This window comes from Cognatishimia coralii, assembly GCF_037478305.1.
Taxonomy (GTDB): Bacteria; Pseudomonadota; Alphaproteobacteria; order Rhodobacterales; family Rhodobacteraceae; genus Cognatishimia; species Cognatishimia coralii.
In genome coordinates this window covers 190,872-204,427 of sequence record NZ_JBBGAZ010000004.1, presented here as the reverse complement: position 1 = coordinate 204,427, position 13,556 = coordinate 190,872, and the positions used below count along the sequence as shown (strand labels likewise).

The window sequence follows — 13,556 nt, the reverse complement described above, 5'->3', positions numbered from 1 at the left end:
AAGCTGCCTAGGGCTAAATCGACGCTTTCTTGGTTTGGATCAGACCTAAAGCGGTCCGGGCCTGCGTTCTTCGCTGAGCAACACGTTGGCCTCGACATCGCCGACGCCGGGAAGTGTCATGATCCGGCGGCGCAGCACACGTTCGAAATCAGCGATATCGCGGGCGGTGACGCGCAGGCGATAGTCATACATGCCTAGGACGTGCTCGACCCGCTGCACTTCGGGGATGGCCGTTACGGCGCGCTCGAAGTCATCAAGGCTCACGCGTCCCTTAGTGGCGAGTTTGACGCCCAGAAAAACGGTCACGCCAAAGCCCAGTTTCTCTCGATCCAGATCGAGCGTTCGTCCAGCAAGGATGCCCTCGGACTCTAACCGTTTGATGCGACGCCATGTGGCTGGCTGGCTGAGGTCAAGCTTCCGCCCCAAGGCGCCCGCAGATTGGGTGGCGTCTTTGCTCAGCGCTTTGATCAGCGCGCGGTCGATCTCGTCCAGCTCCATCATAGCGGCAGGCTTTCTTCGGCTTTGATGCGGGCGACATGCATCAGGGCCTCGATGTCGGCGATATGGGGTAAGGCGAGGATCTTGTCGCGATAGATCTGCTGGTAGTGCGGCATGTCACGTGCAATCACCGAGAGGCGCACGTCGACGCGGCCAAGGAAGGTCTGGATTTCGATGACTTCGGCAATACCGCGGGCGGCTTCGATGAAATCGTCAAAGGCGCGGGTTTGGGTTTTGTCGAGCGTCACGCGCAAAGACACCTCGACCTCAAATCCCAAGGCACGCCAGTCAATCACCGCGCGGATGCCGCGCAGGATGCCTGCCTCGCGCAGGCGCTCCAGCCGTCGCGTCAGGCGCGAGGATGTGACGCCCAGAGCATCGGCGAGATCAGGAATCGACTGATCCGGATTGAATTGCATGCGCCGCAGAATGCGGCGGTCGAGATCATCAAGCATGAATACTTCATTATTTTAAATTTTTGCGAATGAACAGTGCATTCATACTCAGAATTTCGCGCAAAATGCACTCGAAACCCCTTCAATCATCCCTATGCTGGCGTCAATTCAACCCCCGATGGGACAATGAGGAGAAAATCATGCGCGTATATTATGACCGCGATTGCGATGTGAACCTGATCAAAGAAGCGAAAGTTGCTATCCTGGGCTATGGCTCTCAGGGCCACGCACATGCGCTGAACCTGCGCGACTCTGGCGCGAAGAACGTTGTTGTTGCGCTGCGCGAAGGCTCTGCATCTGCGGCGAAAGCCGAAGCGGAAGGCCTGCAAGTGATGGGCATCGCGGAAGCGGCAGCATGGTGCGACGTCATCATGTTCACCATGCCCGACGAACTGCAGGCAGAGACCTATAAGAAATACGTCCACGACAACATCAAGCCAGGCGCAGCCATCGCGTTCGCCCACGGCCTGAACGTGCACTTTGGTCTGATCGAGCCAAAAGAAGGCGTTGACGTGATCATGATGGCGCCAAAAGGCCCAGGTCACACCGTTCGTGGCGAATACACCAAAGGCGGCGGCGTGCCTTGCCTTGTAGCTGTGAACACCGACGCAACCGGCAAAGCGCTTGAAATCGGCCTGTCCTATTGCTCAGCAATCGGTGGCGGTCGTTCCGGCATCATCGAAACCAACTTCCGCGAAGAATGCGAAACCGACCTCTTTGGTGAACAAGCTGTTCTCTGCGGTGGTCTGGTCGAACTGATCCGCTGCGGTTTCGAAACTCTGGTCGAAGCGGGTTATGCGCCTGAGATGGCCTATTTCGAATGTCTGCACGAAGTGAAGCTGATCGTAGACCTGATCTACGAAGGCGGCATCGCGAACATGGATTACTCGATCTCGAACACGGCGGAATACGGTCAGTACGTCACCGGCCCACGCATCCTGAAGTACGACGAAACCAAAGCGCGCATGAAAGAAGTTCTGGAAGACATCCAGTCCGGCCGTTTCGTCCGCGACTTCATGCTGGAGAACCAGGTTGGTCAGCCAACTCTGAAAGCCTCCCGTCGTGCAAACGACGAGCATATGATCGAAGAAACCGGCGCGAAACTGCGTGGCATGATGCCATGGATCGCGGCTGGCAAAATGGTCGACAAATCCAAGAACTAACTCGGAGTTCTTCCGATTGATCAGGCCTCGCCCGTCGGCGGGGCCTTTTCTTTTGCCGCGTCAGGCCAAAAGCTCTGCCACGCTCTCGGTATAGCATTTGCCAAGAACATAGTCCCAACCACCTAGATACATATCACGACGCTTAAAGGCCTCTGGACCCCAGACGCGCCAGCCGCCATGCACCAGCGTGACTTTGCATTTGCCAAGCGGTGCGTTTTGAAAGCTCACGTCCAGCTTGGTCGCCATTTTGGATCCGTGCCCCGGATGCCAAGACGCCACAAAGCGTGCGCCCGGCGTGATTTCCATCACATGCCCCCAGACTGTGGCTGAACCGTCGAATTTGGTTTCAGTGATGGCCCCTCCGGGCTGCGCATCAACATGGACCGCTAGAGGGACCTGACCCTGCGCACCCGAGACCGAATGTTCCCTAACGGGCCACCAGCGATCTAAATGAAGGACGAAAATATCAAAGGCCGTCGCTGCGTCGCACTCGACGAGGACTCTCTTCTGTATCGGTGAAGGCATAATGGTCTCCTTCTAATTTTCACATGCAATCCCTACACTTAGGCCATCGCCCGCGTCTTTCGGTGATACATGTTCAAATCTGCTCTGCGCTCAATTTTGTTTTCAACTATGGTACGCATTCCATCTTCAAAATCAACCTAAAGCTTAATTCTTAGGCAGCGGTGTAACAATTGGTTGAATCGGATCCATTGCCAACTGACTCCAACACAGCGGTTTCACACAGGAAACTGGCTTGACGCCGCTCTGAAACAGGCAGAACGTGCGCGGGAATTTACGAGGGTACGATGCCGGACATTCCCGTTAAATATTGGATCATGGTGGCCACGCTTGGCTTTGTCTGGGGATCGACGTTTCTCCTTACAGAACTGGCGATCGAAGACCTTTCTCCGCTGTGGCTGGCGACCAGCCGTATCTGTCTTGGATCTATCCTCCTGACGCTGTTTTGGGGGTTGCGCGGCTTCAAACTCTTCCCCGAAGAGAGCGCTTGGGGACGCATGACTTTCGTTGCGATTTTCAGCTCGGTCGTGCCCTTCTTTCTGATCGGATGGGGGCAACAATATGTGACCTCGGGCTTTGCAGGGATCAGCATGGCGGCAATTGCGCTGATGATTCTGCCCCTCGCTCATGTGTTTTTGCCAGATGAAAAGATGAACCTGCGAAAGGTCTTTGGCTTTGTCGTGGGCTTTATTGGCGTGGCCTTTTTGATGGGCGGCGATGTGCTGGCCTCATCCGGCAGCTCGATGGAAACGTGGGGGCGGTTCTCCCTGCTAGGTGCGACGGCGTGCTATGCTGTGTGTTCCATCGTGCTGCGCAAAATGCCTGCAGCGGATCCGGTTGGCCTGTCCGCTGTGCTACTTCTCATTGGCGCGGCAGTCATTCTGCCGATTGCTCTGATCGTCGAGGGCCTCCCTCCGGCGATTCCGCAAGACACGTTGATCGTGATCGCCGTGCTTGGCCTGATCCCGACGGCTGCGGCAAACCTTTTGCGTGTGCGCGTGATCCGAGAGGCGGGCTCCACTTTCATGAGCCTCGTGAACTATCAGGTACCGGTTTGGTCCGTGGTCATGGGCGCGCTCATTCTTGGCGAGCCTCTGCCGGCCACCATGCTCCTGGCGCTATTGCTGATCCTCTCGGGCGTCGCAGTGTCACAATACGGCGCCCTCAAACGGATGTTCACGCGCGGCTAGACGCTCGCGGCCACTTCCGAAACGATGCCGTCCACTACATGCTCGAGCAGTACCGGATCTTCGCATTCCGCCATCACACGGATCAGAGGCTCGGTGCCGGACTTGCGGATCAACAGGCGGCCATAGCCGTTCAGCTTGGTTTCCGCATCCGCAATGGCTTTTTGGACCTGAGCCACCTCAAGCGGATCTTGCCCAGCGCCGTAGCGCACATTCTTCAGAAGCTGAGGAACCTTCTCGAAGTTCTGTGTGAGTTCACTCGCAGGGCGACCAGTTTCCACCATTGCCGCAAGGAACTGAAGGCCTGCCAAAAGGCCATCGCCTGTGGTCGCGTAATCGGTCATGACAATGTGGCCCGATTGTTCGCCGCCAAGGTTGAACCCACCTTGGCGCATTCGTTCAACGACATAGCGGTCGCCAACTTTGGTGCGTTCAAGCTTGAGGCCACGCGCTTGCAAGAACCGCTCCAGCCCAAGATTGGACATAACGGTTGCAACCAAGGTGTCATTGGCCAGTTTCCCAGCGCCTGCCCAACGATCCGCCAAAAGCGCCATGATCTGGTCGCCATCAGCCACCATGCCCGCTTCATCCACGATCATCACGCGATCCGCGTCCCCATCCAGCGAAATGCCCACATGGGCATTATGGCGCACCACGGCTTCACTGATGGTGGCCGGATAGGTCGAGCCGCATTTGTCGTTGATGTTAAAACCATTCGGAGAGACGCCAATCGAAACGACTTCGGCGCCCATTTCCCACAAGGCTTCGGGCGCTGCACGGTGCGCCGCACCATTGGCGCAATCGACCACCACTTTTAGACCGCTCAAGGGCAGCGCAGATGGCAGTGAGCTCTTTACACGCTCGATATAGCGGAAGCGGCCGTCATCGATCCGTTTCGCGCGGCCGATATGTTGGGCCTGCGCGGGCTCGACGCCCTCAAATACCAGCCTTTCGATTTCGGCTTCGGCTTCGTCAGACAGCTTGAACCCATCTGGGCCAAAGAATTTGATGCCATTGTCACAGGCCGGGTTGTGGCTGGCTGAAATCATCACACCGAGGTCGGCACGCATTGAGGTTGTCAGCAGGCCAACCGCCGGCGTCGGCACGGGACCCAGCAAAAAGACATTCATCCCAGTAGAAGTCAGCCCCGCCGTCAGAGCATGTTCAAACATATAGCCTGACAGCCGAGTGTCCTTGCCGATCACCACACGGTGCGCGTCGGATTTGTCTTTGCGGAAATACCGCCCCACAGCCGCGCCAATCTTGAGCGCCATTTCGGCGGTCATTGGATAGGTATTCGCGGTCCCACGCACCCCATCGGTGCCAAAGAGCTTACGTGTCATTTAATTCGTCCCTTTCGTCACCGCTTGCCAAAGCGTCAGCGCCTGCGTGGTCTCTGCCACGTCATGCACGCGCAGAACCTGCACGCCCTGCGCCACGCCTGCCAAAGCGACGGCCACGGAGCCGGGCATCCGGTCGTGGGCGTCTTCGGTGTTGCTTAATGTACCAATAAATCGTTTGCGTGACGCACCCAGCAAAATCGGACAGCCCAGGCTGTGAAACAGGCTGAGCCGCGCCAAAAGCGCGAGGTTATGCGTCAAAGTCTTGCCAAAGCCGATGCCCGGATCGACCAGAATTTGATGTCGTGGAATGCCGAGGCTGGTCAGATAGCCGACCTGTGCCTCTAGAAAATCATAAACGTCGAGCAGCACGTCGTCATAGGTCGGATCGTCCTGCATTGTGGCCGGATCACCTTGCGCATGCATGACACAGACCGGTGCACCCGCCTCTGCTGCAAATGGCGCGAGATCTCCGTCCCAGGTGAACCCGGACACATCATTGATCAGCGTTGCACCTGCCGAAAGCGCTTCGCGTGCGACGGGGGCTTTGCGGGTATCGATGCTGATCGGTACGTCTGATTTTGCCGTTACCGCGGCGATTACGGGTGCTGTGCGCGCAATTTCTTCGACCACGGCCACATGACCTGCGCCCGGACGGGTGGATTCTCCGCCAATGTCGATGATCGTCGCGCCTTGGTTGGCCATCTCGGCCACCCGCGCGATGGCCGCATCGGGGGCGTTAAATTCGCCGCCGTCCGAGAAACTGTCAGGCGTCACGTTCAGGATGCCCATGACCTGCGGTGTGGCCATATCAAGCCCCGCGAGCGTGCCACGCGGCTCCGTCATCCGCGCAAGCGCCTCTTCCGTCGCTTGGGCCGCAGGGATGATTTCGGGCGCTTGCCCACGCCGCAGAACTTCGACCTGAGAAAACCACGCCCAGCCTCCGGCGAGGTCAAAGGCACCTTCAGGACGGGCCGCATCAACTTGCGGTATGGCACGGTAATAGGTCTTCATATCTTTTGCATGTGCGATCAAACGCGCTGTGGCAAGCGCTCAGAATTCGCTTTGATCCAGTGTTACAGTCTGTGTGGGAATTGTGTGGGGTGTCGGCAACGTGTCGCCGAAACAAATCATCCGGGATGCCTGCCATTGTTCAGCAAACCAACATGCGAGTGCTTTTGGGGCAAGATCAGGTGAGTCGGTCGCATCCAGAACCAGCTTCGAAGGCGCCCAAACCACAGAGAGTTGGTTCTTCATCGCCCAGTCCAGCTCCGTCCGCGTCCCCGCAACGGTCAACGCAGGGTAGTCTGCAGATAGTCGCCACGCGGCCTGCTCGATCTCTAAAAGGTCGATATTAAGCTGCGCCCGTTCCAGATCCACGGCCTCACGGCCCTCGGGCAAGTCCAGGCACAGCACCATCGGCGCATCCAACGCGTCAAGCTGTGCAATCCAAGTCGAGACTTGAGGCGACGTGAGGGCGGCGTTACTCAGAAACGCAACAACCGGAGCACGCGCGGCCGCGACCGGCCCATCCCCCTGCCCCGGCACCCGCTCGATTTCTACTCCCAGCGCGCCGTTGCCTTTGTCGAGCTTTTGGATACGCACAAAGACCCGCATCGCCAAAGGCTCCGCCAAAATGCGATCCGCGATCCGCTCGGCCAGCGTTTCAAGCAGGTTCAGGCGTTCTGCTGACAGTTCATGCTCAATCGCCCAAGTGATCCGGTCATAGGACAGGATCAAATCCACATCGTCGCCAAGGTCCGCTTCGGGGGCCGCGACCTCGACCACAACGTCAAAACTGAGCCGCTGCTCCATATCCCGCTCGGCCTGAAACGCTCCGATTTCCACAGAGACGATATGGTCGCGCAGAGACAGGCGATCATGCACGCCTTTGGGCGCGGTCGCCTTGGCGCGGGCTTCGGGATGATCAAAGGCGGATGCGCTCATGGGGGCTCCTGAAACGATTTGCGCCGCTATAGCAGCGGCGCACCATCAGAACCAGAGCGGAAACCCTACCTTTAGTTTTGCGACAGGCGGGTCGCGCGGCGGTAAAAGTGGTGCTGGCCCACAGTGGCCGTGCGCGTAAATTGGCGCGCCCAGGCAGGGTTCACATATTTCGCATGGTAAAACGTCGCCCCATCGGTCAGATCCCGAGGGCCACCATTCAGCATAATATGCGCGATCTTGCCCATGCGTTCATAGGCGCGTTGATCCGTGATGGTCTCTGCCAGACCGTCGCAGGTATAGGAGAACTGGCACCGGTGCTTGCGACCTGTGCCTTGGTTGATCACCTTACACACAGTGTTGGGGAAGCGGCGGCTTTCGGCGCGGTTCAAAATGACCTCGGCCACAGCGAATTGACCGGCAGTGCTTTCGCCGCGCGCTTCAAAGTAAAGCGCCTCGGCCAAACAGGCCCATTGCTTGTCGCCTTCCAAGAACGGCTGCGCGTCGATCCACTCGGTGGTGCGTTCGACGGGCTGCGCGCCGCGTTTGTTGCGGAACAGCAAAAAGCCCTTCAGCCGGTCACCATTCAGCAACGCCATACGGGATTGCTCGACCGCAAGGGCCTGCTCAAGCGGGGAAGCCGGTGTGTCTGCTGCAACCGGAGTCGCCAGCAGCGCAAGGGCCATAATTGCATTTCTCAAGATGCGCATTGCATTCTCTCATATAGAAATGCCGGATCCTCCCCAGGTCCGGCCAGACATCGAAGCGATTTACAGAAAAGCCCGTGACGGGTCTAGCCCCGTGACAATTTCGCACAGTTTTTGAGCGATTTGTGTGACTTATTAAATCAAAACAGAAACTTAGCTTCCAATTTGATCCCGTATGGCCAGCTGTGCCGCCGCCAATCGCGCCACCGGAACACGGAATGGTGAACAGGAAACATAGTTCATTCCCACCTTCCGGCAGAAGGCAATCGACTCGGGACTGCCGCCATGTTCGCCACAAACCGACAGCACCAAGTCGGGGCGTTCCTTGCGTCCGCGCTCTGCGCCAAGCTTCACCAACTCGCCCACGCCGTCAGTATCCAGCGTGTGAAACGGATCCTCTGCATAAACACCTTGCTGCACATAGGCCGACATAAACCGCCCCGCGTCATCGCGCGACAGACCATAGGTCATCTGCGTGAGGTCATTGGTGCCAAAGCTAAAGAAATGACAGTTCGGCGCGATCTCTTCGGCGCGCAGCGCAGCCCGTGGGGTTTCCACCATCACCCCCAGTTTGAACTCAAAGGCATCGCTATGTTCCGTCCGTACGGCTGCAGCCACCGCATCGATCCGGGTTTTGACCAGTTCGACCTCGCGTTTCGCGCTGACCAGAGGGATCATGATCTCGGGCACCACAGCATCGCCATCCTTGGACGCCTCGATTGTGGCTTCAAAGATCGCACGCGCCTGCATGTCATAGATCTCGGGTACTGCGATGCCCAAACGCACGCCACGCATGCCGAGCATGGGGTTATATTCAGAGAGCGCCTCAACGCGACGTTCCACCGTTGAAAGCGGCAGGTTCAAGGCCTCGGCCAGATCGCGCAAGCCGGTGCGGTCGCTTGGCAGGAACTCATGCAAAGGAGGATCGAACAGACGAATGCAAACGGGGCGTCCCTGCATGATCTGGAAGAGGTCGACGAAATCCTCACGCTGGATCGGCAACAAACGCTCCAAAGCGGCTTTGCGATCATCGCTTTCATCCGCAAAGATCATCTCACGCATGGCGGTCAGGCGGTCTTCTTCAAAGAACATGTGCTCGGTGCGGCAGAGCCCGATGCCCTGCGCTTGGAAATTACGCGCGGTCAAGGCATCTGCCGGCGTGTCAGCATTGGCACGCACATCGATATCGCGGTTCTCATCGGCCCAGGACATGAGCTTTTGAAAGCTCTCATCCAAGGCGGCTTCAAGCATCGGCGGCTGTCCCGCCAAGACCTGACCGTTGGATCCATCGATGGTCAGGATATCGCCTTCGCCAAAGACCCGCCCATCCGGCGCGATCAATTGCTTGCGTCGCGCCTGAAATCGGATCTCGCTCGCGCCCACTACGCAGGGCAGACCCATGCCGCGTCCGATCACTGCGGCGTGGCTGGTGATACCACCACGTTCCGTCAGAACAGCAACCGCCGCATGCATGCCGCGAATATCCTCAGGGTTTGTCTCACGCCGCACCAAAACGGCAGCCTCACCTCGCGCCGCCGAGGCCTGAGCATCAGCCGCAGAGAACACGATTTTCCCCGTCGCAGCCCCCGGACTCGCGGCCACGCCTGATCCGACCACATCGCGGTCCGCATCAGGATCCACCTGCCGGTGCAAAAGTTCATTCAACGCGCGCGGCTCCACCCGCAACAGCGCTTCCTGGCGCGAGATCACCCCGTCTTCGGCCAAAGCCACAGCGATGCGAACCGATGCGCGCGCAGATCGCTGAACTCGCACCCCGTCCAGAATATGCACGCCGCCGTTTTCCAACGTAAACTCGACCTGCATCTCTTCGCGCAGGCGCACGCGCATGGCTTCGGCGTGTTTGATCAGCTCAGAGAAGGCCTCTGGTGCTTGATCTTCCAACGACGGGCCGCGGTCATCTTTCTCAAGGAACAGCGACTTCTCGCCCGCCTCCAAAGCATCCCGGCCCTGAGATTGCGACAGATAGCGCCCCTTGATCATCGGCGTGCCGGACACGCTATCCACCAATTGCAACACGCCCGAGCCGCATTCCCCCTGCCCCAGCCCAAGCACCATCGCCTGAACCACAAGACCAAGCCCCGCATCCGCAGGCGCCCCTTTCGCCATCCGCAAGAGCCGCGCCGAGGTGCCTTCCCAAGCCCGCGCCATCGAGCGCAAAACGCCGCCGAGCTGTTCTTTCGGATCCTGAGGAAAGGCCTCATCGGCCTCATCCTCATAGGCATCCAATGCCTCATTCACCGCATTGGCATCTGTGGGGTCAATGTCATCAAACATATCCGGATCAAGCCGTGCCACATGCACTGAATAAGCCTGAATAAACCGGAAATAGAGCTCATCCGCCGCCTCGCGGCCCAGCGTATTGGACAAATGCGCATGACGCTCGGCATTCATACCGATATTCAACACAGCACCGGGCCCGCCCCAGTCAGGATCCTGAGAGCTCGGCCGCACACAAAGAATTTGCCCCTCTTCAAAGGGCGAAATCAACCGCGCCAGATCCGGCATATCACCGGCCGCTATATTATGGACGGCCTCAAAAGACAGCGCCACAGTCGTGGGCACAGGCATCTCCATGCGCACCAGACGTTGCAAACACTTCGCCCGCCCGCCGTGGGTATCAGGCGACATCGGTGCATCCGGTGTGATCAGCGTGATATAGGAACTATTATTCTGCACCGCGGCATTTCTCCTGCTGTCCGTGCAGCATAAGCATTGCACTTAACCTGGCAAGGAAAAGCTTGACGCGCGCGGGACGCGTTCGGATTTCATCTTGCAGCAAATACTCCGTTGGAATTGGCCATCCGCCAAGCGGGCAAAGCGCCTCTTAGCTTTCGCCGACAGGCGGCAGGCTGTCCATCCAATTGAAATCGCGCACGTCGATAATGCCCTGCGTGATTACCCAATATAGAATGACCCACAAAACCGCAGCAATTCCGCTGGTGATCCAGGCTTTTAGTTTCAGGTTGTGCACCTCTGGTGCTCCGGCCTGCGTGCCTGGCACGATCTCTCCGAGATCGCCTTGCGTTTGCAGGCGAAACGGAATGACGCAGAGGAACGTCATGAACCAAAGCACGGCATAAAGAACAATTGCAGAGGTGATACCCATGAGCGTGATTTCCTAATTCCTACCCCAAAGCACATAGCACGCGCGATGCGCGCTGCAATGGGTCAGACCTGTTCGAGCTCCACCAAACAGCCGTTAAAGTCCTTAGGGTGCAGGAACAGCACTGGCTTGCCATGCGCGCCAATCTTTGGCTCGCCGGACCCAAGCACACGCGCACCAGAGGCTTGCAACTGGTCGCGCGCGGCCAAGATGTCTTCGACTTCATAACAGATGTGGTGAATGCCACCGGCTGGGTTCTTCTCCAAAAAGCCATTGATCGGGCTCGCGTCGCCCAGCGGATAAAGCAATTCGATCTTGGTGTTGGGCAGCTCGATAAAGACCACGGTCACCCCATGATCAGGTTCATCCTGAGGCGCGCCGACCTTAGCCCCAAGCGCCGTGCGATATTGCTCGGATGCGGCCTCCAGATCTGGAACTGCGATAGCGACATGGTTCAGGCGACCGATCATAATAAACCTCTTGGCATGGCTGCGAATTTGCCAGACTTATCCGGCATCCCCTTTAGCAAAGCAACCGCCGTGCCGTGACGTTCCTCGCGACCATTTGGCGCGCAATGGGTGAGGATGCTGAACTTAACGGCTCATTAGGCAATATGCGCCTAGGCTTTCCTCCATCGGAAAGGAAAGACTCATGGATGATCTCCCGCAATTCCCGCCCCTCATCTCCCCCACTGCGCAGCGCCCGCTGTTGGGCGTGACGGTTCTGGTCGTCGAAGACAGCCGTTTCGCTTGCGAGGCCCTTAGGTTGCTCTGTCTGAAAAGTGGGGCTCGGATCAGGCGGGCAGATACGCTGGCGGCGGCACGCAAACATCTGCGCACTTATCGGCCCTCTGTGATCATTGTGGATCTTGGGTTGCCTGACGGATCCGGCCTCGATCTGATCCGGGATTTGCATCGCTATGATCACGGTATTCAGGCGATTTTAGCGACCTCAGGCGATGATACCTTGGCCCATGCCGCGATATCAGCCGGAGCCCATGGGTTCTTGTCGAAACCTCTAACGTCAGTCGCAGTCTTCCAACAAGCCGTACTAAAACACCTGTCGGCCTTGGCTACATCCGCCCGCCCCCGTGCAGCCAACCTAGAGATAGTACACCCGGATGCTTTGGCCTATAACGATGACCTGCGCAAAGCGGCTTCAAGCCTTTCGCCAAACAGCGAAGCACGCCAGTTGGTTTACCTTGGTCGATTTGTCTCTGGCATCGCGCGCAGTGCGGGTGACATTGATCTGCAAACCGCTGCCGAAACACTGTTGGCCACGCAGAAGGCCCGAAAACCAAGCGATAAAATCATCGCGCGACTGGCGTCACTGCTCAATCAACGCCTCGCCACCCAACAAAGCGTCTAAAGCAAGAGTTTCGGACCCGACCCCATATCCAGTCCACCAAAAACAGATGTTTCCAACGCAGATTTCGACATCCCAAAGGACTCCCGCATCGCCCAGGCGGCCCAGGCCCGAATGTCGGTCGTCGGCATAAGGTCACGCCGGTCGTAAAGATCTGCTTCTTCAAGCCCCGGCCAGCGCCCGTGCACTTGCCCACCGCGCACCGCGCCACCTGCCACGATCATCGTGCCTCCGGTGCCGTGATCCGTGCCCTTTGTGCCATTCTCGCGCACGGTGCGGCCGAACTCGGTCATACAAAGCACGGTCGTCTGTCCCCAGACAATCGAGCCGAGCTCTTTGCGCAGACGCAGGATGGTTTCAGACAGTTCCTGCAGCGGTCGGTTCAGGGTCCGGTTCTGCGCCGCGTGGGTGTCCCAGCCACCAATTGAGAAGGATGCAATCCGGGTTTCAGCCCGCAATTGCTCGGCCGCGAAGTCTACGATTTTCAGGTGTGTCTTGCCTTTGCGTGCATTCTGAACGTCATCGGCCATCGCGTTCATCATATCCTCTTGGTCGACCATCCCGCCGTGCATATCCAAAGCAACGGAGTCCCCATCAGAACTGGCCAGACTTATGGCCTCTTGCATGGAAGCAGCCATGGTCGGGTCGCCCTTCATCACCAGATCCAGCAGGCGCAGCCCTTGCGAACTCATGCCCAGATCCACATCCGGAGACCAGTTGGACACAGGCGTTTCCCCCGTCAGGATCAACATATTCTCGCGCCCCAAGGCAAAGGCCGTCCGCGCCTGAGCGCCTCCCAGGTAGGGCAGCATCCGGTTGAGCCAGCCGTCGCGGCGACCCATAGGCGCAAGATCCACGGTTCCGGCCTCAAGCAAGTCTTGCCCGTCAAAGTGGCTCCGCTTGTCGCGGTAGGGCGTCGAGGTGGCTTGCACAAAGGACAGCTCTCCACGATCCCAAAGCGGCTTAAGCGATTTCAAGCCGGGGTGAATGCCGTAAAATTCGTTCAGATGCAGTTCATTGTCACGGGACACCGCGAGATTGGGACGATGGGACGCGAGGCTCAGATCCCCCCAGGGGCGCAGCACATCAATGCCGTCCATGCCTCCGCGCAGGATGATCACCACCAGTCGATTGTCGCCGGGCGCAGCAGCCAGACTGACCGGTGTCAGCAGTGGGCTGGCGGCCAATGAACAGCCAATGGCCCCGGCAGATCCAAGGAAATTTCGGCGTGAAATTTCATGTGTCATATCG

14 protein-coding genes are annotated in these 13,556 nt (G+C 58.2%); 3 read left to right on the top strand and 11 right to left on the bottom strand.

Annotated elements, in window-relative coordinates:
- Positions 1–45: 45 nt before the first annotated feature.
- Positions 46–501: an Lrp/AsnC family transcriptional regulator gene (locus tag WG622_RS09830; protein ID WP_339403432.1), complete on the bottom strand. Its 456-nt coding sequence runs from the start codon at positions 499–501 to the stop codon at positions 46–48.
- On the bottom strand, positions 498–953 hold the full coding sequence (locus WG622_RS09825; protein ID WP_339403431.1) for an Lrp/AsnC family transcriptional regulator: 456 nt from the start codon (positions 951–953) through the stop codon (positions 498–500). The genes WG622_RS09830 and WG622_RS09825 overlap by 4 nt, the downstream gene beginning before the upstream one ends.
- 140 nt (positions 954–1,093) lie before the next feature.
- Between WG622_RS09825 and ilvC the strand changes: the two genes are divergently transcribed.
- Entirely contained in the window at positions 1,094–2,116 is a 1,023-nt protein-coding gene (ilvC, locus tag WG622_RS09820) for a ketol-acid reductoisomerase (protein WP_209357099.1), read from the top strand.
- Between the two features lie 60 nt (positions 2,117–2,176).
- On the opposite strand, the gene WG622_RS09815 is transcribed toward ilvC, so the two are convergent.
- Positions 2,177–2,641, bottom strand: a complete 465-nt coding sequence (locus tag WG622_RS09815) for an SRPBCC domain-containing protein (protein ID WP_209357100.1) — start codon at positions 2,639–2,641, stop codon at positions 2,177–2,179.
- A gap of 284 nt (positions 2,642–2,925) precedes the next feature.
- On the opposite strand from WG622_RS09815, the gene WG622_RS09810 reads away from it, so the two are divergent.
- Entirely contained in the window at positions 2,926–3,828 is a 903-nt protein-coding gene (locus tag WG622_RS09810; RefSeq protein WP_339403430.1) for a DMT family transporter, read from the top strand.
- Here the strand turns inward: WG622_RS09810 and glmM are convergent.
- From glmM to mce, 7 genes are all read right to left on the bottom strand, one after another.
- A complete protein-coding gene (glmM, locus tag WG622_RS09805) occupies positions 3,825–5,168 on the bottom strand; it encodes a phosphoglucosamine mutase (RefSeq protein WP_339403429.1) in 1,344 nt (447 codons plus the stop codon). The two genes, WG622_RS09810 and glmM, sit on opposite strands and share 4 nt — an antisense overlap.
- Positions 5,169–6,179, bottom strand: coding sequence for a dihydropteroate synthase (gene folP, locus WG622_RS09800; protein ID WP_339403428.1), 1,011 nt, complete (start codon positions 6,177–6,179; stop codon positions 5,169–5,171).
- A gap of 39 nt (positions 6,180–6,218) precedes the next feature.
- Positions 6,219–7,112 carry a dihydroneopterin aldolase gene (locus WG622_RS09795; RefSeq protein ID WP_339403427.1) on the bottom strand — a complete coding sequence of 298 codons (894 nt, stop codon included), beginning with the start codon at positions 7,110–7,112 and terminating at the stop codon, positions 6,219–6,221.
- 71 nt (positions 7,113–7,183) lie between these two features.
- Positions 7,184–7,819, bottom strand: a complete 636-nt coding sequence (locus tag WG622_RS09790; protein ID WP_339403426.1) for a cell wall hydrolase — start codon at positions 7,817–7,819, stop codon at positions 7,184–7,186.
- A 150-nt stretch (positions 7,820–7,969) separates the two neighbouring features.
- Positions 7,970–10,465 carry a pyruvate, phosphate dikinase gene (gene ppdK / locus WG622_RS09785; RefSeq protein ID WP_339403486.1) on the bottom strand — a complete coding sequence of 832 codons (2,496 nt, stop codon included), beginning with the start codon at positions 10,463–10,465 and terminating at the stop codon, positions 7,970–7,972.
- 196 nt (positions 10,466–10,661) lie between these two features.
- Positions 10,662–10,943: a DUF1467 family protein gene (locus WG622_RS09780; RefSeq protein WP_209357106.1), complete on the bottom strand. Its 282-nt coding sequence runs from the start codon at positions 10,941–10,943 to the stop codon at positions 10,662–10,664.
- A gap of 62 nt (positions 10,944–11,005) precedes the next feature.
- Entirely contained in the window at positions 11,006–11,410 is a 405-nt protein-coding gene (gene mce, locus WG622_RS09775; RefSeq protein WP_209357107.1) for a methylmalonyl-CoA epimerase, read from the bottom strand.
- 181 nt (positions 11,411–11,591) lie between these two features.
- Here mce and WG622_RS09770 point away from each other — a divergent pair, with 181 nt between their 5' ends.
- Positions 11,592–12,308 (top strand): response regulator, encoded by a 717-nt coding sequence (locus tag WG622_RS09770; RefSeq protein WP_339403425.1) that lies wholly within the window; start codon positions 11,592–11,594, stop codon positions 12,306–12,308.
- On the opposite strand, the gene WG622_RS09765 is transcribed toward WG622_RS09770, so the two are convergent.
- A complete protein-coding gene (locus WG622_RS09765; protein WP_339403424.1) occupies positions 12,305–13,552 on the bottom strand; it encodes a DUF1501 domain-containing protein in 1,248 nt (415 codons plus the stop codon). The genes WG622_RS09770 and WG622_RS09765 overlap by 4 nt on opposite strands.
- Between the last annotated feature and the right edge of the window lie 4 nt (positions 13,553–13,556).